This window comes from Bradyrhizobium sp. WSM1253 (genome assembly GCF_000244935.1).
Lineage (GTDB): Bacteria > Pseudomonadota > Alphaproteobacteria > Rhizobiales > Xanthobacteraceae > Bradyrhizobium > Bradyrhizobium canariense.
Window position 1 is genome coordinate 7,622,881 of the sequence record NZ_JH600073.1, and the last position, 23,203, is coordinate 7,646,083.

Genomic DNA, 23,203 nt, shown 5'->3' on the forward strand with positions numbered 1-23,203 from the left:
AATGCGGAGAGACAGATGAATAGATCTCAACCGACCAGTTCGTTAGATGCGATGGCGGGTGCCGTAAGCCGGATGGCAGTTCGGCGCTATGTCACGAACAAATGGTTTCTGCTCGCGGTCGCTGGCTTGGCGCTGGTCGGCATTGCCGCCGCCAGTTGGAGTTGGCTCGTTGCAGCAGGAATTGCATCGGTTCTCCTGAGCGTGTTGCCTTGTCTTGTCATGTGTGGCCTCGGCCTGTGCATGCACAGGTTTATCGGCGGCTCCGGCAAGCCTCAGGCGCCGGGAGTGCCGGCGGCCGACTCCTCGATGGTTTCAGCCCAAGCAACAGCGGACGGGATGCCTGCACAGGCTTCGAACTGCTGCGGACGAGGCCCTGGAGTTCAAGCGAATGCGATTGCAGAAAGCTCCGACACTCAATCGAAGGAGAGCACCCATGCGTAAGTCGACACTGCTGCTTGCCGCTATCTCCTTTGCGTTCGTGGCCCTCTCCGCGGCGGTCTACGCTCGCGACCCTGACGACGGGCCCAGCTCGATGATGGGAAGCGGGATGATGGGCGGCAGGGGCATGGTGGGCGGACGAATGATAGGTCGGATGAGCGGCATGATGGACCGCTGTGGCGCGATGATGCGAGGCAGTCATTCCAGTGGCCGGCCCAACGATCAATGGCGCAATCCGCCATCGCGTGAAGACGGCAGCAAGGAATAAGGCGAACAGCTCATTGCTCGATCAATGCGGCTGATGGATCCGAACTCGGTGACTTCCAATGAAGATACGAATCGGCAGACCTTTGATCCTCGCTCTCGCGTTTGCGGCCGTCGGCGCGCTGGCAACAGCCGGAGCATTGCTTGTCGCCCCTCCACCGCCAAAGAGCATCACTACCGGTACCGCAAGTATTGGCGGGCCATTTACCCTGGTGAGCACTGACGGAAAGAGCGTCAGCGACCAAACCTATCGCGGCAAGTGGCTGCTGATTTTCTTTGGCTACACCTTCTGTCCGGACGCATGCCCAACCGCGCTCACCAACATTACCGCGGCGCTGGAAAAGCTCGGCCCGGATGCGAGCAAGCTCCAGCCGCTCTTTGTGACCGTCGACCCCCAGCGCGACACTCCGCAGGTCATGGCGGAATACCTGAAATCCTTCGACGCACGAATTACTGGATTAAGCGGAACACAGGCGCAGATCGACAGCGTGCTCAAGGAGTACCGGATTTATGTCGAGCGGCCAAAATCCGAAGCCGAGGACGGCAATTATCTCGTCTCGCACAGCGCGTACGTCTACCTGATGAATCCGCAGGGCCGATTCGTTGATGTCGCTCAAGGAAGCGAGTCGGGAGAGGAGATCGCGGCGTGGGTACGCAAGAAAATGGCTAACGTGAACGGATAAAGGAACAATGAAACGAGCAATCAAGTTGATACTATGTATCGTCGCTTTTGGGGCCGCCATTCAGGCGCATGCGCAAACTCCTGGCTCGAGCGCGATCGTGGTCGAGCACCCCTGGGCACGAGCGACGCCGGGCGGGGCGAAGACCGGCGCGGCCTATCTGACCCTGATCAACAACGAGGACTCGGCTGATCAGCTTCTCGGCGCCTCAACGCCAGTTGCCGACAAGGTACAATTTCACAGCACGACCGAAGAGAACGGCGTGTCTCACATGCGCGAAATGCCCGCCGTCGACCTGTCGCCTCGAGCGAAAGTCACGTTCGATCCGGGCAGTTTGCATATCATGCTGGTGGGTCTCAAGCAGCCGCTGAAGGAAGGCCAAAGTTTCCCGCTGACCCTGTCATTCGCTAAGGCCGGCAAAGTCGACATCGCTGTCCCCGTCGCGAAGGTCGGCGCCATGCAGCCCGGCGGTATGGCTCCGATGATGCACGGCCACGATGAAATGATGAAGAAGTGAAGTCGACCCGGATTGAACTGGTAAATGGCGACAATGAATCCTTTGCAACGTAAGAACTTGAAAGTCGTGCTGCCGTGCATTGCCGTCATCGGCATTATGCTCGTCCTCGTGGCGTATTCTCCGACGCTTTACCGGCTCTTTTGCGCCGCAACTGGATTTGCTGGTACGACCCAGAGGGCGGACTCTGATTCTGGCTCGGTTTCCAAGCGAACGATCTCCGTCCAGTTCGACAGCAATGTTGCACCGGAACTCCCGTGGCGATTTGAGCCGGTGCAGCGCGACGTCAAGGTGCATCTTGGCGAGCAGAAGCTTGTGTTCTTCACAGCCGAGAACCTCTCCGATCAGGTCGTTGTCGGACACGCATCTTTTAATGTGACGCCGCAAACCGCCGGCATCTATTTCAATAAGATCCAGTGCTTCTGCTTTGACGACGAGCGCCTCAATGCGCATGAGAAGGTCGACATGCCCGTGGTTTTCTTTGTCGATCCGGCGCTGGCGAGCGATCCAGAAACCCTTGGTGTTGGTACGATTACGCTCTCGTATACATTCTTTCGCGCTGCCCATCCCGAGAATCCCAAGGATCTCTCGCGGTTCACGGCGGCCGCCGAGCCTGACCCGGCGCGTGGGCAGTTGCTGTTCGAGCAACGTTGTGCCGCCTGTCACGGACTTGAGGTCAACCAGGCGGGCCCCATGCTTGGCGGGGTGTTCGGCCGCAAGGCCGGTTCGGCTGACGGATACAATTATTCGTCCGCACTACGCGAGGTCGATGTGCGCTGGACCGGCGATAATCTCGAACGATGGCTCACTGATCCCCGCAAGTTCAAGCCGGGCACGAGAATGCCCGTTCGCGTGATCGAGCCTTCTGCCCGGCGCGACATTATTGCTTACCTGCAGCAGGAGAGCCGGATAACCAATACTGGCGCGCAGGCACGGTCAGTTACGCAAAGTCCAGCCGATAGCAATCGCAAAACGGGCGCCTCGCTGGAAGTGCCGATACGCCCCGATGTACGCCTAGTGGGCCAGGTGCCGCAGTAGAACTTAAAGACCAACGGTCCCGAGTGGACCCAATCAGGAGGACAAAGCAAATGCGTAACATCAGCGCTATTTTTGCCGCCGCCGCTGGCCTCGCTTTAGTCATGAGTTCTGTCGGCGTCGCGCATGCACAAGGTATGGAGAAGAGCATGGAGCCCGGCATGATGCCCGAGGCTTCGGAGCACGATCAGTGCATGGGCATGATGCGTGGCAGCATGAGCAACATGGGTTCCGGTACGATGGGCCAGCACATGCGTGGCGGGATGATGGGCGGCGGCATGGGCTCGAAGCGCGAGGGCATGACGGGCGGCGGAATGATGGGCGGTGGGATGATGGGCTCGGGCATGATGGGAGGAGGCGGCGCGAGGTCTGGTATGGGCGAGCTATTCGGCTCCCGCGTCACGCCCGTCATGAATTTATCGGTCGATGACGTTCGCGGTTATCTCGACGCGCAACTAACCCGGCTCAACAACAAGCGGCTGAAGATCGGAGATGTAAAAAGCGATGATGCCACCATCACCGCTGATATCGTTACTGTCGACAACTCGCTTGTACAGCGACTGAAGGTCGACCGGCACACCGGTGCAATCGAGTACGAGGGCTAAGCGGCAAGCTATAGAATTCAGCCTGCCGGCGCCGTGTGCAGAAAGTCTACGCGAGCAAGCAATTCTGAAGAATGAGGGAGGGACGTATGGTCGACAGACCAATGGTACGACGCATCATGATTTGGGCCATACTGCCAGCTTTCATTCTTGGCCTTGGCGGCGCGCACTTTCCAAACTCTGTGAAGCTGCTTCTGGGAAATCCCGCCGCCGCGGCAGACATGTCGCAGGACGAATTCGAGCAGCGTACAAGGAACTATCTGCTTGCACATCCGGAGGTGGTCGGCGAAGCGCTCGGTCGGCTGGAGGCAAAGCAAGGCGAGCAAGATGCTGCCCGGGGAAAGGCAGCGTTAAAGGCTCACGCCGCCGACATATTTCAGGATCCCGGCAGCCCCGTTGGCGGAAATCCCAACGGTGATGTCACGCTGGTCGAATTCTTCGACTACAATTGCCCCTATTGCAAAATGATGGCGCCGTTGATGGCAAAAGCAACTGAGGCCGACCCCAAGCTGCGTGTCGTCTACAAGGAATTTCCGATTCTCGGCGAGGGCTCTGTGTATGCCGCTAAGGCGGCACTCGCAGCCAACAAGCAGGGCAAGTATGAGGCCCTGCACCGTGCGCTCTATCAGGTTCGGGGCGCGGTTGTGGAGGCCAAGGTGCTCGAGGCGGCGCGCGCCGTCGGCCTGGATGTCGATCGGCTGAAGGCGGACATGCAAGACAAAGCCATCGAAAGCATGCTGGACCAGAACGTCAAGCTCGGGGAAGCGCTGCACATCACCGGAACGCCCGGTTTCGTGGCTGGCCAACAGGTCTCGACCGGCGCCAGAGACCTTAGCAACCTGCAGGCATTCATCGCCCAAGCGAGAAACGAGTCTCAGGCGGTGAAATGAGCATATTACCAACGTGGCGAGCACGGCTCGCTCCGTCGCATGTGATGGTTGAGAACTGATGGCGGGCCGGAGAAATGCGCAACGAAGGAGAATTGCTATGAACCGACGAAAGACCGTCATGCTCGCCATCGCAGGCGTGGTCGGCATAGTCACTGGGTCAAGGCGAGCGCGGGCCGAATTGAACTCACACGGGGACGGGCGGATGGCTATGGCAAGCGACGAGATGTCTGGGGTGAGCAACGCGACGCATGGGTCGGCGGCACAACTGCGCGACCTGAAGGCAGTCGGACCAGAGGCCCAAGTGACTGCCATTCAGCACCGCGGCGATACCTTTGAAGTCACAACGGCAGACGGTAGAACGACAGTCTTCCGACAGACCAACCTGAGGATCAAGATAGATGCGAGCGATCGTGGCCCATTTGCCGGCAAGCCCGTGATGTTACCTGGCGGAATGATGGGCGACCGCGTAACGGTTTTCTTTGCGTTACCTGCGGACGTTGCCGCGCTGATTGCATTTGCAAGCTGACATCCTGGTCTGACCGGCTTGGAGAACGATCCACTCAACGAGCGACATTTGACGGCAGAAGATTGCCGGCTGCGCGTTTTGTGATGGCGGCGCGCGCTCACGAATCCGATGTTGCGCCAAATACCGGAGAGAACGATGCGCTGGATCCTCTTCTTGACGTCCATGGCTTTCGGCGCATCGAGCGCGCTATCACCCGCGCTTGCCGCACAGGGCAACGTTGACCGCGGCCAGCGCGTTTTTGGCGCGTGCGCGGCATGCCATTCGCTAGAGCCGGATCGGGGCATGACCGGACCGAGCCTGGCACAGCTTTGGAATCGAAAGGCTGGAAGCCTCTCGAGCTTCCCCCGTTACTCGTCTGCCCTAAAATCCTCGGGCATTGTCTGGAACGACAAGACCCTCGACGACTGGCTCAAAGATCCGCAGCATGTTGTTCCCGGGAATGCCATGACGTTCGAGGGTATCAAGAACGATCAGCAACGCACGGATCTGTTGGCGTTTCTCCAGCACGCAACCCAACCGGGACATGCGGCGGCGCAAATGGGCGCGATGGGGGGCATGGGCGGCATGACGGGCGGCGGCGTTCCCAATCTGAAGAAACCCGATCCGGAAGCTCGCGTGCAGGCAATCACTTACTGTGGGGATACCTATCGGGTGACGACCGGCGACGGCAAGATGCATGCGTTTTGGGAACGCAATCTGCGGCTCAAAACCGACAGCAGCGGCGACGGCCCGGAGAAAGGCTCACCTGCTCTGCTGGGCGCGGGCATGATGGGTGATCGCGCTGACGTCATTTTCGCTGCACCGGGCGAGATTAGTGGGTTCATCAAGCAGGAATGCGAATCTCGGTAAATCGATCTCTCCCGCAGCTGGAGGGCAGAAGACTATCCGACCCGAAAGCGACTGTCGATTTGGTCTCGTGCCAGTCACGCACTGGCGGTCGCACGAGGCTCTGCGCTGAAAACAGGCGTTGCTATCGAGACACGTCGCTGCACGTTATCAGCTATTACTTGTATCCAGCGTTTCAGCCTGCGTGACGGTGTCGCCCGGACCTGACCTCAGTCCAATGCCTCACGTCGAGTTTACCACCATCGGCCGCCCGGACCTTGTGCCGTTCTCGCGCCCCTAGCCGGTAATTGATATCGTCTTGCTATGACAGCGGGTGCTCTTGTTCGACTTTCGGCGGTCCTGCTGACCCTCTCGCTTGTGTTGGGGCCGGTAGGGACCAGCATGCGCGCTGCGTCGATGATCTCGAAAGCAGTCCCAGCTGCAATGAATGGGATGCAGGCACCGGGTAATTCCATAGGCTGCTCTGGAAAGAAGAGCGGCCCTCTCGCCAAGGCCTGTTCCCTGGATTGTGCAGGCATGATTGCCGTAGCATCCGACATGACGACGAATGACCCTGTCACCGCCCAGCCACGTCCATATCGTGCGCTCGGCCTTTTGGTGGGCGTTCGCGTTTCCCCAGATCCTCATCCTCCCAAACGTCTCGTCCTCAGTTGATCGCTTCCTTTGAGCGGCGATCTGCTCTGTAATGAGCTTCCAATAAACGCTTCTGCCTGGAAGGCTGCTGCCGGCGATTCAGTTCCGGGGCGCTAACGAGCAAGTATGTCTATGCCTGTTCCTTGGCGCCCTGCATCGCGAATTCGCCATGCTGTCTGGGGATTTGCGTTTGGAAGACCGGCTGCAAAGCTAAGTCTCGTATGATGTACGAAAGCCCAACAAGATCCCGCATCCAATGGAGCTTTGCGACGGAGATAGATCAGGGAGGTCATAATCCTATGGACGAATCCGATCTAGCTTGGGGATTAGGTTTGGTCGCGGTTACTGCCGCAGGCGTGCTGGTCGTGTTGATCCTGGTGATTGGACTCGTGCTGCTGTTTCGGCGCCTCTTTTGGCGCCGGGAGCGGATCGCCACTGGCCAGGCGCTAGTTGCCGATATGCGCTCACCGGCAGAAACTCCCGCAACCGCAACTTATTCCCGAGGGTCCGTTTGGCGTGAGCAAATTCCGAGGCAACACGTGCGTTGACGCCCCGCCGGCAACCTCGACACGCCATCGTGCTGAAGCTCGCGCATTTCGTCTTCATGCTGGCGTTCGCCGCCGTCAATCGGCTCCGGTTGACGCCTCAGCTCGCCACTTCGGTGGGGAGCGAGGCCCAATCCGAGGCGCTTCATCACCTCACGCGCAATAGCGCCATCGAGATCGTCTTGGGCTTCGCAATCGTCGCGCTTGTCGGGATGCTCGGCGCGCTGCATCCCGCCATCCATCTCACAATCTTGCAACAGCGAACTCTCTGATGTCGCTGACGGATAAGGTTTACGCGTGGATGGCGCGCTCCGTCGCTAACGTCCCGCGTTTCCGCGCCGTGTAAGCCCCCTTTTGGCAAAAACGCGTGCAGTGCACTGGCTTCGGCAACGTTCCCGATCTTGCTGCCTCCTCGGTGCCAATTTTGCTGGTGCGCAGCCGGACTTCCCTGCTATTCTGTCGGCATGCAAGTCAGGGCCTGCTCATTGTCCTTGCTATTCCTGATCGTGGCATTGATGCTGCCTACGATTGTACAGGCGAACGCGCGCGCCGAGACATCGATTTCGACCCCAGCCGCCTTCGGACAATACGCGACCTCATATAATTCAGGTCGAATGGCGACACCCTGCGATCGCTGCTTGGGGAATGCCTGCAATGCATGTGCTGTTACTTGCAGTAGTCCGAGTGCTCTCGCGCCGCTTATTATTGTTCTGACTCCAATCACCCTGCCGGCCGCATGGCCGTCCTTTTTCAAGACTGCCCGCGATCACGGCAACTCGCCTGATCCGCATCCCCCCAGAGCGATCTCGATCGGTTGAAGTGGCCGCATCTGCGGCCATTACGGATACGTGCCTATCAGCTGAACGGTAGGCACCTGAACGCATTCCGCAAAAGCGATCGTCCGGCCATCAATCGTTGCGACCCGCTGCCCGGCGATAATCTCGATGCCTGATGCGCTCTAAATCGGCGGTCAACAGCCGGGTCCGTATCCGCGATGATGTCGATCTGCTGGGAGAACGAAATGATAGCCTCACAAACTTTGGCTGCTATCGCAGGCACAGCCGTTCTGCTTCCGGTTGTATTAACCGAGCTGCCCTCCGTCTTCAGTTCGCGATCATCAATTGGCCCCAATGCTGCCCCGCGCAGCGTGACCGAAATCAATCATCGTCAAATCGTCGATGCGCGCTTATCGCCCTATTCAGCGATCGGAAAATTAAGGGGCGCATTGACGTGCACGGCGGCGATCGTTCTGAATCCTAGGATCATCGTTACCGCAGCTCATTGCGTCACCGAAAGAGATGGCACCACCAAACACTCCAGTGTTTTCCAGCTGAGCTATCAATCAGGAGCTGATCTTGGACGCTTTCAAGCAATTGTCTGGGCCATTGGCTCGAAACAGGACTTCACGCATGAGACGGTCCGGGAGGTTTCGGGAGATTGGGCGATACTTGTTCTTGATCGCGCGCCAGCGGAAGTTCGCCCGCTTCTCTTGAGCCATTTCTCGTTGAAGGAACTAGCGTCGCTTAAGCCCCAAATACAGTTGCCGGCCTATTCGAACGACGTCGTCAACGCCGAAGTCATCAGCGTCGATCCGAGTTGCTCTGTTCGCGAGTTGTCCTCGGGCACGCTGGTCCACACTTGCGTGGCACGACCCGGCTCGTCTGGAGCACCGCTATTGCTACCAGACGGGTCGGACTTTGCCATAATCGGTATCCACACCGCTTCGATTTTTGCGAGCGATAGGAATGGCCATGTTGGAAGATTCGTCGGCAACGAGGCCGTCGATTCCTCAGCATTCTCGGAAGCGGTTCTCAGGCTCTCCGGGCAACTGGACGGTCTCTCGGTGCAAGCTGTCAACGCCGGGGACTACTGATCTTGGCGATCCGACACAGTTTCAGCTTGAACATGTCGGTCGGAGCGTTGGCTTGTGCGTTGCCTTGTGTTGGTGGTGCGCTTCCATCCATTGCGCTTTGGTACGGCTTTCCAACCTGGATCTGCGCTGCCGTCGGGGCGAAGCTCGGTCCGAGCCTGTTACGGTGGTGATTGTGCTCACCGACCCTATGCGAAAGCTCGCATCGTCGTTCAACGATTTTTCGACGGACGTTCACGATGTCGCGGAATAGGGGCAGGCCAACTCACGACGCGAGGACGCGCTTAGCGCCACCGAAGAGGAATGGTAGTCAAGCTGTCGACCAAATACGTTCGCCAGGACTGCTACTCCGCTGCCGGCTTTGGGCGGCAAAAATTGTTTATGATCTTTCGTTCGCCCTCCTGGTCCGCGACGCAAGCTGGCAGGATGATCTGTTCGCGTCTCTCGCACCGAAGTCAGGCGATCGAATACTGGGTTTTGGGCCAGGCAGTTCGTCCTCTGCAATTTCGCTCGCGCGCCGCTATCCCGAGGCGACGTTCGTCATTGTGGACTCAAAGTGGAAAGCTGCTGAAAGGATGCGGCTCAGGGCTCTTCGAAAGCAGGTCGCGAACGTAGCGGTCATTCAGGCCTCCCTTGCCGGAAAGCTTCCGGTGAACGCGAGTTCGTTCGACGCGGTCATATGCATGTTTGCGCTTCACCATAGCGCGCCGGATCAGAAGCTCGACATCGTGAAGGAGATGACCAGGGTCCTCCGGCACGGTGGGACCTTGCGCGTGATAGAGTTTGACAAACCGGAAAATCCGGGCGAGCGTCGAATTCTTGAGCTTGCCAGGCGCCTCTCTGGATCTCCTGCCGTGGCGCCGCATTTCAACGGAAGTTGGGTTGACAGTCTTGCGAGGGTTGGCCTGTCCGGTACGGTGAGGCACTCAACTCACTCCGTCGGGGTCGGGCGAATTTCAATCGTAAAGGCACGAAAGCGTTAAGCCGCCCTTGTGGGCCCGCTCTTTGAGGAACGAAAGTTGGAACGACTGTCCATCAGGCGTTCGTCCGATGCACTGGCTACCCGATGCGAGTAGCCAAGCTGCACCATAGTTCCTCAGCACGCATACTGCTGGGCCGTAGTCTGAAAACCCGGCTAAGTTAATGATTTCTGAGTGATTTCGGATGCAAAGTCCTTGCTGGCGAACTTGTGAAGGGAGGTCCCTTTGCAAGCCGCGGAACCCATGCGATGTAGGGTCATGGATTTCGGCCGATTCATAAGCCGTGTGCTCGCGATCTTGGTGATCGCTGGACTGGTATCGCAGCCGCTGGTGAGCCCAGCCGTCGCGAAGCATCGGCCTGTCGCTGACATGGCCGGCATGTCGGAGATGGCTGGCATGTCCGGAATGTCCGCCGATATGCCTTGTTGCCCGGACGAGCATAAAAATAGCGGCTGCCAGGAATGTCCGCTGGCGATGTGCTCCTTGATCGTCACGCAGGCTGAGCCGTCTTCCAACGGAATCCAAGTCTCCTTCCAAATCCGCAAGCTGTCTTTTGCGCTTGTCGACTTGATTGCCGATGGTCTCATCGGCGATCCGCCGGACCATCCTCCCCGAATCTTGACCTGATCGGCGTCAGTACGCCATCTGCTACTGCGTGGTCCAAAGCCGCGCGGATAAACGCATGCCGCCGTTCGCGGCACATCAGGATATCGAGGAATCCAAATGAAGAACTACACTTGCGCGCGTGCCCTCCAGGCCGCGCTGATCGGCATTGCTGTGACCGGGTCAGCCACGTTCGCGCGCGCCGACATCAAAGACTACGAATTCCAACTGGTCGACAAGACTGTGAAGAAGGGCGATGCAATCATCTCCGTCCGCCTCGTGCATAAGCCCGACGGCAAGCCAGTCGCGAATGCTGTGATCTTCGCCAAGAGACTGGACATGGCGCCGGACGGCATGGAGGAGATGAAGACAAAAATCGACGCGATGCCCAGTACAGAGCCTGGAATCTATAAGTTCAAGGCTGCGGTGACGATGGAAGGTGGCTGGCAATTATCGCTGGGCGCCAAGGTCCAGGGCGAAACCGGGACGGTCGAGAACAAGCTCGTCCTAAAGGCGACGCCGTGATCCGTTCGACCGAAGGCATTCGGCACATCGCGATTGGAGCGACCACAGCCTTGCTGTGGTTGTCTCCGGGATCCGCAGCCGATCGAACCGTTTCGGGCGACGGCGGAAAGTGCTTTTGCAGTTGCAAGGCGAGCTGCAGGCAAATACGCCGAGATCGCACCCTGGCAGGAGGTACGCGATGACCGGAAGGCATTGGGCGGCTTCACGTCAGCGCGAGCGTGTAACCGTCCGGCGATTTGCTCCGAACTCACTGGAGTGGAGGGGGTGCAACACGCCAATCAAACGCAAGCTCCCGATTTCACTGATGCTGCTCATTGCGGTGCGAGGTTCGCCATGAAAAGATCGATTAGCACGCTCCTGATGGTGTTCGCGGTCTTGGCGGCGGCGACCCTCGGATTGGCAGTAGGGCGATCGAACGCTCCGCTTCCAGGATGGCTGCCTGGCATGCTCGCGGTTACAGCGAAACCAAGCACTGGTTTGCCCAAGCCCACTGGACCGATCGTCTACTATCGCGATCCTGACGCTTTGCCGAACTACTCGGAGACGCCGAAGAAAACGCCCTCTGGCCAGGAATATATTGCTGTTCGCGCCAGCGAGGACATCCGTTTCGATGAGCCCGATGAGGCGGCATCCGAGGGCAAAACCGCTGAGGTAAACACTGAACGCAAGATCAAATACTACCGCAACCCGATGGGACTGCCGGACACTTCGCCCATGCCGAAGAAGGATTCGATGGGCATGGATTATATCCCCGTCTACGAGGGGGAAGACAGTGACGATGGCTCGATAAAACTCTCTCCCGGCAAGATTCAGCGCACCGGCGCCAGGTCCGAACCGGTTGTCCGGCAACCGATCCGCTCCCTGATCAGGGCGCCTGGCACCATTCAGGAGGACGAGCGCCGCGTCTCGGTCGTCGCACTGCGATTCGAGGGTTTTGTCGAAAGTGTCGCCAACGTCACGACTGGCGACCACGTTCACAAGGGACAAGTCCTGATGAACGTCTACAGCCCGGCGCTTTCCAGCGCCGCCGCCGAATATCTCTCCGCTCTCAACATCGGCGCAACCGGAAGGGACCTGAAAGGTGCGCGGCGCAGATTAGAGAACCTCGCAGCGCCCGAATCGGCCATCAAGGAGCTCGAACGCAACCGCGACATATCGCTGTCCATTCCTTGGATCGCTCCACAGGATGGCGAAATCCTCGAGCGCAACGCCGTGAACGGGATGCGTGCGGGTCCAGGCGACGTACTGTTCCGGATCGCCGACCATCGCATGGTGTGGGTCGTCGTCGATGTCGCAGAGCGCGACATGTCGCAAGTCGAGGTCGGAACGAAGGTCACGATCAGGCCACGGGCCCTGCAAGGTAAGACTTTCAGCGGCACAGTCGCGCTGATTTACCCGCATCTCAATACGCAAACCCGAACGGCGCGTATCCGCATCGAGGTGCCCAATCAGGATGAATTGTTGCGGCCGGAAATGTATGTCGATGCGGAAATCGAATCCGGTACGCCGGAACCGGTGCTGGCGGTGCCGGATAGCGCCGTGCTCGACAGTGGCAGCCGGCAGGCTGTGCTGATTGATAAAGGGGAGGGGAAGTTCGAACCGCGCGAGGTCAAGCTTGGCCGGCGCGGCGGCGGCTACGTTGAGGTCAAGAAAGGCGTGAGCGAAGGCGATGCCGTTGTCACTTCCGCCAACTTCCTGATCGATGCCGAAAGCAACTTGAAAGCGGCGCTCAAGGGGTTTGCGGAAGCAGATAGCGCGCCGATCCCAAGGCGAGAAGCCGACAACGGAGGCCGCCAATGATCGCTCGCCTCATCGCCTGGTCGGCCCGCAATCTGCTTCTGGTGTTGTTCGGCACCGGCTTTGCGGCGGCCGCCGGAATCTATGCACTGATCCACCTACCGCTTGATGCAATTCCGGATCTCTCCGACACCCAGGTGATCGTCTATACCGAATATCCAGGCCAGGCGCCGCAGGTGATCGAGGATCAGGTCACCTATCCTCTGACGACCGCGATGCTCACCGTCCCGAGATCGAAGGTGGTTCGCGGGTTTTCGTTTTTCGGCGTGTCCTTCGTCTACATTATCTTCGAGGACGGCACCGACATCTACTGGGCACGTTCGCGCGTGCTCGAATTCCTCAACAGCGCGGCATCGCGGCTGCCTGCGGGGGTGGCGCCGACCATCGGTCCCGACGCGACTGGCGTGGGGTGGGTCTATCAATACGCGATCATGTCGAAGGAGCTGAACCTCGCCGATACGCGGACCATCCAGGACTGGAACCTGAAGTTCGCGCTTGCCAAGGCGGAGGGCGTCGCAGAGGTCGCAAGCGTCGGCGGATTCGTGAAGCAGTACAACGTCGTGCTCGATCCGCAGCGCATGCGCGACCTGGGCATTACCATGCAGAAGATGCGCGACGCGATCCGCGCCAGCAATGCCGACGTCGGTGGTCGTACGGTCGAGCTTTCGGAGTTCGAGTATGTGATTCGGGGCAAAGGCTACCTCAGAGACATCAACGACCTCGGCAACATTGTACTCAAGACCAATAACGGTACGCCGGTGCTGCTGCGCGACGTCGCGCGAGTCGAGCTCGGACCGGACGAGCGGCGCGGAATCACCGAACTCAACGGAGAGGGCGAGGTCGCCAGCGGGATCGTGCTGCAGCGCTTCGGCGTCAACGCGCTCGACGTCATCGAGAACGTCAAGAAGCGCTTCAAGGAGATCGCCTCTAGCCTGCCGAAATCGGTCGAGATCGTGCCGGTCTACGACCGCTCCAATCTGATCTACGCCGCCATCGACACGCTCAAGCACACGCTGTTCGAGGAAAGCGTCGTGGTCGCACTGGTCTGCATCGTGTTCCTGCTGCATTTCCGCAGCGCTCTGGTTGCGATTTTGATGCTACCGGTCGGAATCCTGATGGCGTTCGGCGCGATGAAGCTCTTGAATCTCGGCTCCAACATCATGAGTCTTGGCGGCATCGCTATCGCGATCGGCGCCATGATCGACGCCGCGATCGTGATGATCGAGAACGCGCACAAGCACCTGGAGCGGGCCGAGCCCGGCCGCTCACGCGTCGATATCCTCATCACGGCGGCTTCCGAGGTCGGGCCGGCCCTGTTCTTCAGCCTCTTGATCATCACCGTGTCGTTCATGCCGATCTTCACGCTGGAATCGCAGGAAGGGCGGCTGTTCAGCCCGCTGGCATTCACCAAGACGTTTTCGATGGCGGCGGCGGCCCTATTGTCGGTCACGCTGGTACCCGCGCTGATGGTGATTTTTGTGCGCGGCCGCATCGTTCCGGAGCACAAAAATCCGATCAACCGTTTCCTGATCTGGATCTATCGTCCTGTGATCAAGGGTGTGATGCGCGCCAAGACGCTGGTGATCGTGCTGGCGCTCGCCGTGCTCGCGGTGAGCGTCTGGCCTGCGCGCCAGCTCGGCACCGAATTCATGCCCAACCTGAACGAAGGCACCCTGCTTTTCATGCCAACCACGCTGCCCGGCATTTCCGTGACGAAGGCCGCTGAACTCATGCAAACACAGGACCGGATCATCCGCTCGTTTCCGGAAGTAGCCTCGGTCTACGGCAAGGCAGGGCGGGCCTCGACGGCAACAGATCCCGCACCATCGGAGATGTTCGAGACCGTCGTGAATCTGAAGCCCAAAGAACAATGGCGTCCGGGTCTGACCATCGACGGTCTGATCGCCGAGATGGATAAGGCACTGCAGCTTCCTGGCGTGTCCAACGCATGGACCATGCCCATCAAGGCCCGCATCGACATGCTGTCGACCGGCATTCGCACGCCGGTTGGCGTCAAGGTGATGGGAACCGATCTCGTCGAAATCGACAAGCTTGCCAAGCAAATCGAGCAGGTGCTCAAAGCCGTACCTGGCACGTCATCCGCATACGCGGAACGTGCCATTGGCGGCTACTACCTCGAAATCACTCCGGATCGGGCTGCTCTTTCGCGCTACGGCATCATGGTTCAGGACGTTCAGGATACCATCGCCACTGCGCTTGGCGGTCAAGCGGTGACGACCACGGTCGAGGGCCGGCAGCGCTTTACCGTTAACATGCGGTACCCGCGCGACCTTCGAGACGATCCGAAGGCGATCGCAAGCGACATCCTGGTTCCGATGCCCGCGGGAGGAGCCGTGCCGCTTGGAGAGGTCGCTAACGTCGTTCCGGCCCGCGGGCCGAGCTCAATCAGAACAGAGAACGGCCAGTTGGCCACTTACATCTATGTCGACATCCGCGACCGCGACCTCGGCGGCTACGTCGCCGATGCGCAACGGGCGGTTCAGGCCAGCATCCAGTTTCCACCGGGTTACTACGTCGTCTGGAGCGGACAGTACGAATACCTTGAACGCGCGGCAGCGCGCCTGAAGATCGTCGTACCAGTCACTCTGGTGATCATCTTCTTGCTGCTGTATCTGAACTTCCGTTCTGTCACCGAAACCATGATCGTGATGTTGTCTCTGCCGTTCGCTCTCGTCGGCGGGCTCTGGCTGATGTGGTGGCTCGGCTTCAACCTGTCGGTTGCCGTTGCAGTCGGCTTCATCGCGCTCGCCGGCGTTGCCGCCGAAACCGGCGTGGTGATGCTGATCTACCTCAATCAGGCGCTCGCCGAGATCAAGTTTCGGCGCGAGATTGAAGGGCGGACGCTGACCCGTGCTGATCTCTACGACGCCATTATGGAGGGCGCGGTCGAGCGGGTGCGCCCGAAGATGATGACGGTGGTCGCGATCATGGCGGGTTTATTGCCGATCATGTGGAGCACCGGCACGGGGTCTGAGATCATGCAGCGCATCGCCGTGCCCATGATCGGCGGCATGATCTCCTCGACACTGCTGACGCTGATCGTGATCCCGGCGATCTTCGGACTTGTTAAGGGCTTCCGATTGCCCAGCGATGACCGCACGCGTCCGCCGCGTCTAAGCAAGCCGATAAAGCGGCAGCAACGCGTTCCCGAGCCCGCCGAATGAGGTGATCCGCACCTCGAGGAAGACCTCGCATGCGTAAACTCGTTCTCGGAACCATCGCTGCAATTGCGCCGAGGGGAACAGTTGAGTTTCGCACTTGCTTGCTGGAAGGGCGTGATCATTTGCGCCGCATGGGAGCTGCCGACGATGGAAACAATCCTGCGCGCTCGGCACGGTCTTTGCGATGGAGGGCCTCATGGCCGTCTAATCCCTGGCTTCATGCTCTGGCGTCGTCCGGGCGGGGCGGTTCGCTCGCGTGAAGAGCTTGTTCGCGATCATGTTCGATTCTCCGGTTGCGGGAGCTTCACAATGATCTCCGAGGAAAATTCCGCTTTGAGGGATCTCAAGGAATGAGCGGTTCGGGTCGGCCCTGACTTCCGACTTCGTTGACCTCGATCAACCCGCCCGGGTGCACAATCGTCACAATCGCTCTGCACAGGAAGTCTCAGGAGAACCACGATGCGACGCCCGACCGTTGCCGCAACACTGCTGCTCACGATGCTCGCCGGCCCCTCGCTCGCGCAATCGGCTGCCGAGCACCAGGGCCATTATCCGGAGCAAAAGGAGGCGCCCACCGCCACGCCGGCCACGCCTGCGGAGGCGCCCGGCGGCACCGGCTCATCTCAGGGGATGGTGGGCCGCGGCATGATGAACATGATGGGCGGCGACATGTCGACGTCGGACATGATGAGGATGATGGGCATGATGCGCCGGTCCGGCGGCGACGGAATAGGCGGCATGGACACCATCGGTCACGTGGAGGGCCGCATCGCTTTCTTGCGGACCGAGCTCAAGATCACGGACGCTCAAACGTCCGCCTGGAACGCGTTCGCCGACGCGTTGCGCACCAACGCCAAGGCCCTCGGCGAACTCCGCACGTCGATGATGTCCCAAGGCTCCGGATCGGAGAGCCTGGTGGACCGCCTGACCTTGCAGGAGAAATGGCTTTCGGTGCGGCTGGAGGGCATCCGGGCGATGAAATCGGCACTGACCAACCTCGCCGGCAGCTTTTCCGACGAGCAGAAAAAGACGGCCGACGAACTGCTCGCGCCGCAGATGGGCATGATGCCGATGATGATGGGCATGATGCCGACGATGCAGGGCGGTCGGATGGGGGCCATGCCGATGCAAGGCAAGTGAGGACTAGCTTTTCCACCTGTTCCATCGCACAATCCCAAGCCGCTGTGCTGCTTTACCCCTGCAAGGGCGGTGGGTGAGAATCGAGGCTGGCCCTTGGGACGCCCGTTGCGGGATGGCGCCGGCAGGTGAATCTTGCTAACGGAACATCATGACCGGGCGCACCAAGTCACACGGAAGTCCGAAGAGCCGCCTCCGGCAGGCGCTGCTGGTGCTTTTGGCCGCGGTCTACGTCCTGGTCGGATTCGGCGGAGAGATCGCCTGCGCGGAGGAGGCGCTTGAGGCCGCCCCGTACTCGACTGCGGACGCGAGCGTGGGCTCCGATAAGTCGGATGTCGACGGCAAGAAGACCCCGACTGTGGTCGACCACTGCTATAGCTGCGTTCCGCTGACCATCCCGGCAGCCGCGAGCGTGTGCGCACCGGCGACCCTCTCCGGAATCGTGTCTTTCCGCTGCAGCACGGTCGTCGCGCTTGAGGTGAGGCTCCTGGACACCCCGCCGCCCAAAGCGCAGATCTGAGAGCGCAAGAACCGCGGCTGACACCCGCGCATTCCTTCTCCAGGTCCGGTCCATGTGCAGATTCGACTTTGCCGCAGGCGTTCGCTGCGAACTGCCGACCTACCTCGGGGCCTCGCTTGCCGCTGAGCGGACGTCGATCACGCCGCCGGGGCGCGGCATCGGCACAGCGAGCGGCGTCCTCTCGGGTCTGGCCGGCGACCGGTTTTCGCCCGCACGCGAGAATTCAAGATGATCGGCGCAATGCTCAGATTCCTGTCCTTCGCCCTGGTCGCAGCGGTCCTGGTGTACGGCGGTTACCGCATGCTCAGCCCGGCGACCACCAAGCCGGCGCCGACCGAAAGCGCGGAGAAGGAGGAGCACTCAGACAGCGTCGCGTTCAGTGAGGCGAAGATCGCGACCGCGGGAATCGAACTCGCCCAGGCCGCGCCCGCCGTCCTGCACGACAGCCTTCTGCTGAACGGGGCGGTGCAGCCGAACCACGAAGCACTACTTCAGGTCACGCCCCGCTTCCCTGGGGTCGTGCGCGATGTCCGAAAGCGAATTGGCGATCGGGTCCAGAAGGGCGACGTTTTGGCCATCGTCGAAAGCAACCAGAGCCTGACGCCCTATGAACTGAAGGCGGCGCTCGGCGGGACCGTGATCGACCGCCAGACCACCTTGGGCGAGTACGTCTCCGAGCAGAAGTCGGCGTTCGTCATCGCCGATCTCTCCACCGTCTGGGTGGATTTCTCGGTCTATCGGCGCGACCTCGCTCGCGTCGCCGTCGGCGATCAGGTCCTGATCGATCCCACCGACGGCAAGCCGGGCATCGAAGCGAAGATCTCCTACGTCTCGCCTGTCGGCAGCAGCGACACGCAGAGCGCGGTCGCAAGAGCGACAGTGCCGAATCCCGAACAGCGCCTGCGACCGGGCCTGTTCGTCACGGGCAAGCTGATCCTGTCGGCGAGGCAGGTGCCGTTAGCGGTGAAGGTTTCTGCGCTGCAGACCATCGAGAACCGCACGGTCGTCTTCGTCCGGAGCGGCGACAAGTTCGAAGCGCGCGACGTCGAGATCGGACAGCGCGATCCGGAGTTCGTCGAGATCACCTTCGGCGTTCTGGACGGCGACATGTACGCGGCCAGGAACAGCTTCATCGTCAAGGCGGAGATGGCGAAGGGAGGAGCGGACAATGATTGACGCCATCCTGTCGTTTTCCATCCGCCAGCGCTGGCTGGTGATGATCGGCGTGCTCGCCATGGCGGGCCTCGGCGCCTGGAATTTCACCCGGCTGCCCATCGACGCCGTTCCGGACATCACCAACGTTCAGGTCCAGATCAACAGCCGCGCACCGGGCTACTCTCCGCTGGAGGTCGAGCAGCGCATCACGTTCCCCATCGAGACCGCGATGGGCGGGCTCCCGAACCTCGAAAGCACCAGATCGCTGTCGCGCTACGGTCTCAGCCAGGTCACCGTGATCTTCAAGGATGGGACGGACATCTACTTCGCCCGCCAATTGGTCAACGAGCGCGTCCAGCAGGTGCGGGACCAATTGCCGCCCGGAATCGAGACGGCGATGGGTCCGATATCGACGGGGCTAGGCGAGATCTACATGTTCACGGTGGAGGCCAAACCGGACGCCCGGAAGGCCACCGGCGAGGCCTACAGCGCGACCGACCTCCGCACCGTCCAGGACTGGATCATCAGGCCGCAATTGCGGACCGTGGCGGGCGTGAGCGAGGTCAATACGGTCGGCGGGTTCGAGAAGCAGTTTCACGTGCTTCCGGATCCCGCGCAACTGATGGCCTACAAGATCGGCTTCCGGGACGTCATGACGGCTTTGACCACTAACAATGCGAACGTCGGCGCCGGGTACATCGAGCGCAACGGCGAGCAGTATCTGGTCCGCACCCCGGGACAGGTCGGGAGCATCGATGAGATCAAGGCGATCGTGATCGGTTCGCGCAACGGCAACCCTGTGCGCGTGTCAGACGTCGCCGAGGTGAAGCAAGGGACCGATCTGCGCAATGGGGCTGCCACGTTGAACGGCAACGAAGTCGTGCTGGGCACGGCGATGCTGCTGATCGGCGAAAACAGCCGCACAGTCGCGCAGCGGGTTGCTAAGAAGCTGAGGGACATCGCGCGCTCCCTGCCGGAGGGCGTCGTGGCCCGTACCGTCTACGACCGCAGCCGGCTTGTGGAGGCGACGATCACCACGGTCGCCCGCAATCTGGCGGAGGGCGCGCTGCTGGTCATCGTCGTGCTGTTCCTGACGCTCGGAAACTTCAAGGCGGCGGTCGCCACCGCCTGCGTCATTCCGCTTTCGATGCTGTTCGCCGTCACCGGCATGGTGAGCAACCGGGTGAGCGCCAATCTGATGAGCCTCGGCGCTATCGACTTCGGCATCATCATCGATGGCGCGGTCATCATAGTCGAGAACTGCCTCCGCCTCTTGGCCGCCGAGCAGCATCGGCTCGGCCGCGTGCTCGACCGCCGGGAGCGGTTCGACACCATTCTGGCGGGCTCGCGGGAGGTGATCCGGCCGAGCCTGTTCGGCACCTTCATCATCGCCGTGGTCTACCTGCCGATCCTGACCCTCTCGGGCGTCGAGGGAAAGATGTTTACCCCGATGGCGCTGACCGTGCTGATGGCTCTCGCGGGGGCCAGCATCCTGTCGATGACTTTCGTGCCCGCCGCCGTGGCGCTGCTGGTTACGGGCAGGGTTTCCGAGCAGGAGAACCTGTTCATGCGCGCGGCCCGCCGGGTCTATGCGCCGCTGCTGCGCGCCTCGATTCGCGACAGGTACGGGGTAGCGGTGCTCGCGACGCTTTTCGTCGCCATCTGCGGAATCGCTGCGACTCGCATGGGCGGCGAGTTCATTCCCGGCCTCGACGAAGGCGACGCCTCGGCCGAGGTGGTGCGCATCCCGGGCACCAGCCTCACGCAGTCGCTGGCGATCGAGGCGATGCTGGAGAAGCGGCTGCTCAAGGTGCCTGAAGTGAAGGAGGTGTTCGCCCGGACCGGGACGGCGGAGGTGGCCACGGATCCGATGCCGCAGTCGACATCGGACAACTACATCATGCTGAAGCCCAAGAAGGAATGGCCCGATCCGGACAAACCGAAGACGGCAGTGGTCGCGGACATCCAGAAGGCGGCCGAAGAGGTGCCGGGGAGTGCGTACGGCTTCTCGCAGCCCATCCAGCAGCGCATGAACGAACTCATCTCCGGCATCCGCAGCGACGTCGCCGTGAAGATATTCGGGGACGACCTCGACGAGCTGGTACAGGGCGCCGCGCGGGTCCAGGCGGTGCTGCAGAAGGTGGCCGGAGCGGCGGACGTGAAGACGGAGCAGGCCTCCGGTCTGCCGGTCCTCACGGTCAAGCTGAACCGGCAGGCGCTGTCGCGCTACGGGATCAACGTCGCCGACGTGCAGAACCTGGTCGAGATCGCCGTCGGCGGCAAAAGCGCCGGCCGCGTGTTCGAGGGCGACCGGCGTTTCGAGCTCGTGATGCGGCTGCCGGAGCAGCTTCGGTCGGATATCGAGGCGATCAGGTCGCTGCCGGTGCCGCTGCCGCCGCTCGTCGAGGGCCAGGCCAAGCCCGCGCCCGCCTTGTGGGCCGGCTCGCCCCTCGCTCAGATCCGCTACGTGCCGCTGTCGGAGCTTGCCGAAATCGATGCAGCTCCCGGGCCCAATCTGATCACCCGCGAGGACGGCAAACGGCGTATTGTGGTCACCGCTAACGTGCGCGGGCGCGATCTCGGATCGTTCGTCGCCGACGCCCAGGCGCAGGTGGAGACCAAGGTGAAGCTTCCGGCCGGCTATTGGATCGGTTGGGGCGGACAATTCGAGCAACTCGTCTCGGCGACGCAGCGGCTGACCATCGTCGTGCCGCTCGCCCTGTTTCTGATCTTCCTGCTGCTGTTCATCAGCCTCGGGTCGGTTCCGGACGCTCTGCTGGTGTTCAGCGGCGTGCCGCTCGCGCTGACCGGCGGCATCGTGGCCCTCCTGCTGCGCGGGATTCCGCTTTCCATCAGCGCCGGGATCGGCTTCATCGCGCTCTCCGGCGTCGCCGTGCTGAATGGCCTCGTCATCATCACCTTCATCGAGCGGCTGCGCCGGGAAGGACGTCCGCTGGTGGAAGCGGTGAGCGAAGGCGCCCTGACCCGGCTGCGGCCCGTTCTGATGACCGCGCTGGTCGCCTCGCTCGGCTTCGTCCCGATGGCCATCGCCACCGGCGCCGGCTCCGAGGTGCAGCGCCCGCTGGCGACCGTGGTCATCGGCGGCATCATCTCGTCCACCATCCTCACTCTGCTGGTGCTGCCCGCCCTCTACGTCCTGTTCCGACGCGAGACCGCGAACGTAAGCCAACCCATAGGAGAACCCCGATGAGAGCGACCACCTGGATCCTCGCCGCCCTGCTGCTCGCCACCCCAGCCGCGGCTGAAGACTATGAAAAGGGCCCGAACGGCGGGTTGATGCTCGACGTCGCCGGCATCGATGCTGAGCTGCTGACCGCCGGCAACACGATCACGATCAATGTCTTCGAGCCGTTCAAGGCGAAGCCGGTCTCGACCAAGGGCTACGTCGGAGCCGTGCTGGTCTCCGGAGGCTCCGCCCGCGAGACGGTCACGCTGGCGCCCCAGGGCGAGAACTCACTGAAGGGTGAGGCGAAGAATCCAATTCCCGCCGGAGCGACGATCACGCTGACGATCAAGACCGCTGAAGGGAAATCGGGCCAGGCCAAGTTCAAGAAGTAGCCGGATTGAGACGGAGCGGATGCGGTCATCGGAAGCATTCCCTGTCTTGGGTGGCCGGAACGCCCGGCGCCTGGCGCTCGTCTGCGGGCTATCGGCATTGTCGACGGCTGCAGCTGGTGCGGGCGAGGACGGCCGCACGGCTCGGATCGTGGGGCTCGGAGCCGCCACTTGCCGGCAGTTCGCGGCGGATGCGGCTGCCGATCCACAGGTGCGGAAGGACTATCTGGCGTGGGCCCAGGGATTCATGAGCGGTATCATCTTGAGCAGGCCGCCCGGCGTCGACGTCGGTCTCGACCTCAAACCGCCTACGTTCGGCCTCATGGCGCAACTGCGCTTCCTCGAGGAGCACTGCGCGGTCGATGAAAGCCTCGATTTCTCGACTGCGGTCGAAGCGCTTTACAAGCGGCTTCGCGCGGAAGGACGGACCTGAAGGAATACCGGAGCGTAGATGGACGAGGTCCGGCTTGACGGGGATGAACCGCGCGTCCGGCGCCGCGAACATCCTCAGACGCTGCGCCGTCGGTACCAGGCGTGAACGATCTCTCCCCGGGAGCATCGATGTTCGCCCGCAGATCAGCGGAGGGGCAGCGCGTCCCGGGTTGCGCAGGCGAGATTCGCGCCTCGACAAGGCGGTTTACGGCATCCGTTTAGAAGGGCTCCAATTGAAGCCAGTTACCGGCGGAGCTACAGAGGCGTCTCGTCAGATGATCGGTTCCTTGTGACTATGCGTTCCTGGTCTTTCCGCATCGCTACCTTGATCGTGCTGGTCTTCGCCCTCGGCGCTGCCAAGGCGGAGACGGGCGACGTCGAGACGACATGGCGCCTGCTTGACTACATCGCGGTCGACTATGCCGGCGCGGTATCTCAGGGTCAGGTCTCGAG

At 61.2% G+C, this 23,203-nt stretch carries 24 protein-coding genes; all 24 read left to right on the forward strand.

The window, feature by feature from the left end:
- Positions 1-15: 15 nt before the first annotated feature.
- The gene (locus tag BRA1253DRAFT_RS43105) at positions 16-441 is read left to right on the forward strand and encodes a hypothetical protein (RefSeq protein WP_007602750.1); all 426 of its coding nucleotides are present in this window, start codon (positions 16-18) and stop codon (positions 439-441) included.
- Entirely contained in the window at positions 434-706 is a 273-nt protein-coding gene (locus BRA1253DRAFT_RS36855; protein ID WP_007602752.1) for a hypothetical protein, read from the forward strand. Before BRA1253DRAFT_RS43105 ends, BRA1253DRAFT_RS36855 begins: the two co-directional genes overlap by 8 nt.
- A gap of 58 nt (positions 707-764) precedes the next feature.
- A complete protein-coding gene (locus BRA1253DRAFT_RS36860; RefSeq protein ID WP_007602754.1) occupies positions 765-1,385 on the forward strand; it encodes an SCO family protein in 621 nt (206 codons plus the stop codon).
- A 7-nt stretch (positions 1,386-1,392) separates the two neighbouring features.
- Positions 1,393-1,899, forward strand: coding sequence for a copper chaperone PCu(A)C (locus tag BRA1253DRAFT_RS36865; protein ID WP_007602755.1), 507 nt, complete (start codon positions 1,393-1,395; stop codon positions 1,897-1,899).
- Positions 1,900-1,923: 24 nt separating this feature from the next.
- A complete protein-coding gene (locus BRA1253DRAFT_RS42460) occupies positions 1,924-2,934 on the forward strand; it encodes a cytochrome c oxidase assembly protein (protein WP_007602756.1) in 1,011 nt (336 codons plus the stop codon).
- Between the two features lie 50 nt (positions 2,935-2,984).
- Entirely contained in the window at positions 2,985-3,536 is a 552-nt protein-coding gene (locus BRA1253DRAFT_RS44805; RefSeq protein ID WP_007602757.1) for a hypothetical protein, read from the forward strand.
- Positions 3,537-3,622: 86 nt separating this feature from the next.
- On the forward strand, positions 3,623-4,423 hold the full coding sequence (locus tag BRA1253DRAFT_RS36880; RefSeq protein WP_007602758.1) for a DsbA family protein: 801 nt from the start codon (positions 3,623-3,625) through the stop codon (positions 4,421-4,423).
- Positions 4,424-4,625: 202 nt separating this feature from the next.
- Positions 4,626-4,949 (forward strand): hypothetical protein, encoded by a 324-nt coding sequence (locus BRA1253DRAFT_RS40630; protein ID WP_157158681.1) that lies wholly within the window; start codon positions 4,626-4,628, stop codon positions 4,947-4,949.
- Between the two features lie 135 nt (positions 4,950-5,084).
- Complete coding sequence (locus BRA1253DRAFT_RS36890; protein ID WP_007602760.1) at positions 5,085-5,798, forward strand: c-type cytochrome; 714 nt, start codon at positions 5,085-5,087, stop codon at positions 5,796-5,798.
- A gap of 1,207 nt (positions 5,799-7,005) precedes the next feature.
- Positions 7,006-7,245 carry a CopD family protein gene (locus BRA1253DRAFT_RS36895; protein ID WP_256375813.1) on the forward strand — a complete coding sequence of 80 codons (240 nt, stop codon included), beginning with the start codon at positions 7,006-7,008 and terminating at the stop codon, positions 7,243-7,245.
- Between the two features lie 722 nt (positions 7,246-7,967).
- The gene (locus BRA1253DRAFT_RS36900) at positions 7,968-8,846 is read left to right on the forward strand and encodes a serine protease (RefSeq protein ID WP_083870016.1); all 879 of its coding nucleotides are present in this window, start codon (positions 7,968-7,970) and stop codon (positions 8,844-8,846) included.
- Between the two features lie 32 nt (positions 8,847-8,878).
- Complete coding sequence (locus BRA1253DRAFT_RS46390) at positions 8,879-9,016, forward strand: NrsF family protein (protein WP_371261379.1); 138 nt, start codon at positions 8,879-8,881, stop codon at positions 9,014-9,016.
- A gap of 66 nt (positions 9,017-9,082) precedes the next feature.
- Positions 9,083-9,826, forward strand: a complete 744-nt coding sequence (locus BRA1253DRAFT_RS46395) for a class I SAM-dependent methyltransferase (protein WP_007602764.1) — start codon at positions 9,083-9,085, stop codon at positions 9,824-9,826.
- Between the two features lie 255 nt (positions 9,827-10,081).
- Positions 10,082-10,450 (forward strand): hypothetical protein, encoded by a 369-nt coding sequence (locus BRA1253DRAFT_RS36910; protein WP_007602765.1) that lies wholly within the window; start codon positions 10,082-10,084, stop codon positions 10,448-10,450.
- A gap of 96 nt (positions 10,451-10,546) precedes the next feature.
- Positions 10,547-10,951, forward strand: coding sequence for a FixH family protein (locus BRA1253DRAFT_RS36915; protein WP_007602766.1), 405 nt, complete (start codon positions 10,547-10,549; stop codon positions 10,949-10,951).
- A gap of 333 nt (positions 10,952-11,284) precedes the next feature.
- Positions 11,285-12,751: an efflux RND transporter periplasmic adaptor subunit gene (locus tag BRA1253DRAFT_RS36920; protein ID WP_007602767.1), complete on the forward strand. Its 1,467-nt coding sequence runs from the start codon at positions 11,285-11,287 to the stop codon at positions 12,749-12,751.
- Positions 12,748-15,933 (forward strand): efflux RND transporter permease subunit, encoded by a 3,186-nt coding sequence (locus BRA1253DRAFT_RS36925; protein ID WP_007602769.1) that lies wholly within the window; start codon positions 12,748-12,750, stop codon positions 15,931-15,933. Before BRA1253DRAFT_RS36920 ends, BRA1253DRAFT_RS36925 begins: the two co-directional genes overlap by 4 nt.
- A gap of 456 nt (positions 15,934-16,389) precedes the next feature.
- On the forward strand, positions 16,390-17,070 hold the full coding sequence (locus BRA1253DRAFT_RS36930; RefSeq protein WP_007602770.1) for a Spy/CpxP family protein refolding chaperone: 681 nt from the start codon (positions 16,390-16,392) through the stop codon (positions 17,068-17,070).
- A 148-nt stretch (positions 17,071-17,218) separates the two neighbouring features.
- Entirely contained in the window at positions 17,219-17,587 is a 369-nt protein-coding gene (locus BRA1253DRAFT_RS36935; RefSeq protein ID WP_007602771.1) for a hypothetical protein, read from the forward strand.
- 52 nt (positions 17,588-17,639) lie between these two features.
- The gene (locus BRA1253DRAFT_RS36940) at positions 17,640-17,819 is read left to right on the forward strand and encodes a hypothetical protein (RefSeq protein ID WP_007602772.1); all 180 of its coding nucleotides are present in this window, start codon (positions 17,640-17,642) and stop codon (positions 17,817-17,819) included.
- A complete protein-coding gene (ihpB, locus tag BRA1253DRAFT_RS36945) occupies positions 17,816-18,763 on the forward strand; it encodes a divalent metal ion exporter adaptor subunit IhpB (RefSeq protein ID WP_007602773.1) in 948 nt (315 codons plus the stop codon). Before BRA1253DRAFT_RS36940 ends, ihpB begins: the two co-directional genes overlap by 4 nt.
- Positions 18,756-21,953 carry an efflux RND transporter permease subunit gene (locus BRA1253DRAFT_RS36950; RefSeq protein ID WP_007602774.1) on the forward strand — a complete coding sequence of 1,066 codons (3,198 nt, stop codon included), beginning with the start codon at positions 18,756-18,758 and terminating at the stop codon, positions 21,951-21,953. The genes ihpB and BRA1253DRAFT_RS36950 overlap by 8 nt, the downstream gene beginning before the upstream one ends.
- Positions 21,950-22,321, forward strand: a complete 372-nt coding sequence (locus BRA1253DRAFT_RS36955) for a hypothetical protein (protein WP_007602775.1) — start codon at positions 21,950-21,952, stop codon at positions 22,319-22,321. Before BRA1253DRAFT_RS36950 ends, BRA1253DRAFT_RS36955 begins: the two co-directional genes overlap by 4 nt.
- Positions 22,322-22,418: 97 nt before the next feature.
- Positions 22,419-22,751: a hypothetical protein gene (locus BRA1253DRAFT_RS36960; protein ID WP_371261357.1), complete on the forward strand. Its 333-nt coding sequence runs from the start codon at positions 22,419-22,421 to the stop codon at positions 22,749-22,751.
- The last annotated feature ends 452 nt before the right edge of the window (positions 22,752-23,203 follow it).

Coding starts and splice junctions, on each gene's coding strand:
- BRA1253DRAFT_RS43105 (WP_007602750.1), top strand. CDS start 16: ATGAATAGATCTCAACCGACCAGTTCGTTAGATGCGATGGCGGGTGCC.
- BRA1253DRAFT_RS36855 (WP_007602752.1), top strand. CDS start 434: ATGCGTAAGTCGACACTGCTGCTTGCCGCTATCTCCTTTGCGTTCGTG.
- BRA1253DRAFT_RS36860 (WP_007602754.1), top strand. CDS start 765: ATGAAGATACGAATCGGCAGACCTTTGATCCTCGCTCTCGCGTTTGCG.
- BRA1253DRAFT_RS36865 (WP_007602755.1), top strand. CDS start 1,393: ATGAAACGAGCAATCAAGTTGATACTATGTATCGTCGCTTTTGGGGCC.
- BRA1253DRAFT_RS42460 (WP_007602756.1), top strand. CDS start 1,924: ATGGCGACAATGAATCCTTTGCAACGTAAGAACTTGAAAGTCGTGCTG.
- BRA1253DRAFT_RS44805 (WP_007602757.1), top strand. CDS start 2,985: ATGCGTAACATCAGCGCTATTTTTGCCGCCGCCGCTGGCCTCGCTTTA.
- BRA1253DRAFT_RS36880 (WP_007602758.1), top strand. CDS start 3,623: ATGGTCGACAGACCAATGGTACGACGCATCATGATTTGGGCCATACTG.
- BRA1253DRAFT_RS40630 (WP_157158681.1), top strand. CDS start 4,626: ATGGCTATGGCAAGCGACGAGATGTCTGGGGTGAGCAACGCGACGCAT.
- BRA1253DRAFT_RS36890 (WP_007602760.1), top strand. CDS start 5,085: ATGCGCTGGATCCTCTTCTTGACGTCCATGGCTTTCGGCGCATCGAGC.
- BRA1253DRAFT_RS36900 (WP_083870016.1), top strand. CDS start 7,968: ATGATGTCGATCTGCTGGGAGAACGAAATGATAGCCTCACAAACTTTG.
- BRA1253DRAFT_RS46390 (WP_371261379.1), top strand. CDS start 8,879: ATGTCGGTCGGAGCGTTGGCTTGTGCGTTGCCTTGTGTTGGTGGTGCG.
- BRA1253DRAFT_RS46395 (WP_007602764.1), top strand. CDS start 9,083: ATGTCGCGGAATAGGGGCAGGCCAACTCACGACGCGAGGACGCGCTTA.
- BRA1253DRAFT_RS36910 (WP_007602765.1), top strand. CDS start 10,082: ATGGATTTCGGCCGATTCATAAGCCGTGTGCTCGCGATCTTGGTGATC.
- BRA1253DRAFT_RS36915 (WP_007602766.1), top strand. CDS start 10,547: ATGAAGAACTACACTTGCGCGCGTGCCCTCCAGGCCGCGCTGATCGGC.
- BRA1253DRAFT_RS36920 (WP_007602767.1), top strand. CDS start 11,285: ATGAAAAGATCGATTAGCACGCTCCTGATGGTGTTCGCGGTCTTGGCG.
- BRA1253DRAFT_RS36925 (WP_007602769.1), top strand. CDS start 12,748: ATGATCGCTCGCCTCATCGCCTGGTCGGCCCGCAATCTGCTTCTGGTG.
- BRA1253DRAFT_RS36930 (WP_007602770.1), top strand. CDS start 16,390: ATGCGACGCCCGACCGTTGCCGCAACACTGCTGCTCACGATGCTCGCC.
- BRA1253DRAFT_RS36935 (WP_007602771.1), top strand. CDS start 17,219: ATGACCGGGCGCACCAAGTCACACGGAAGTCCGAAGAGCCGCCTCCGG.
- BRA1253DRAFT_RS36940 (WP_007602772.1), top strand. CDS start 17,640: ATGTGCAGATTCGACTTTGCCGCAGGCGTTCGCTGCGAACTGCCGACC.
- ihpB (WP_007602773.1), top strand. CDS start 17,816: ATGATCGGCGCAATGCTCAGATTCCTGTCCTTCGCCCTGGTCGCAGCG.
- BRA1253DRAFT_RS36950 (WP_007602774.1), top strand. CDS start 18,756: ATGATTGACGCCATCCTGTCGTTTTCCATCCGCCAGCGCTGGCTGGTG.
- BRA1253DRAFT_RS36955 (WP_007602775.1), top strand. CDS start 21,950: ATGAGAGCGACCACCTGGATCCTCGCCGCCCTGCTGCTCGCCACCCCA.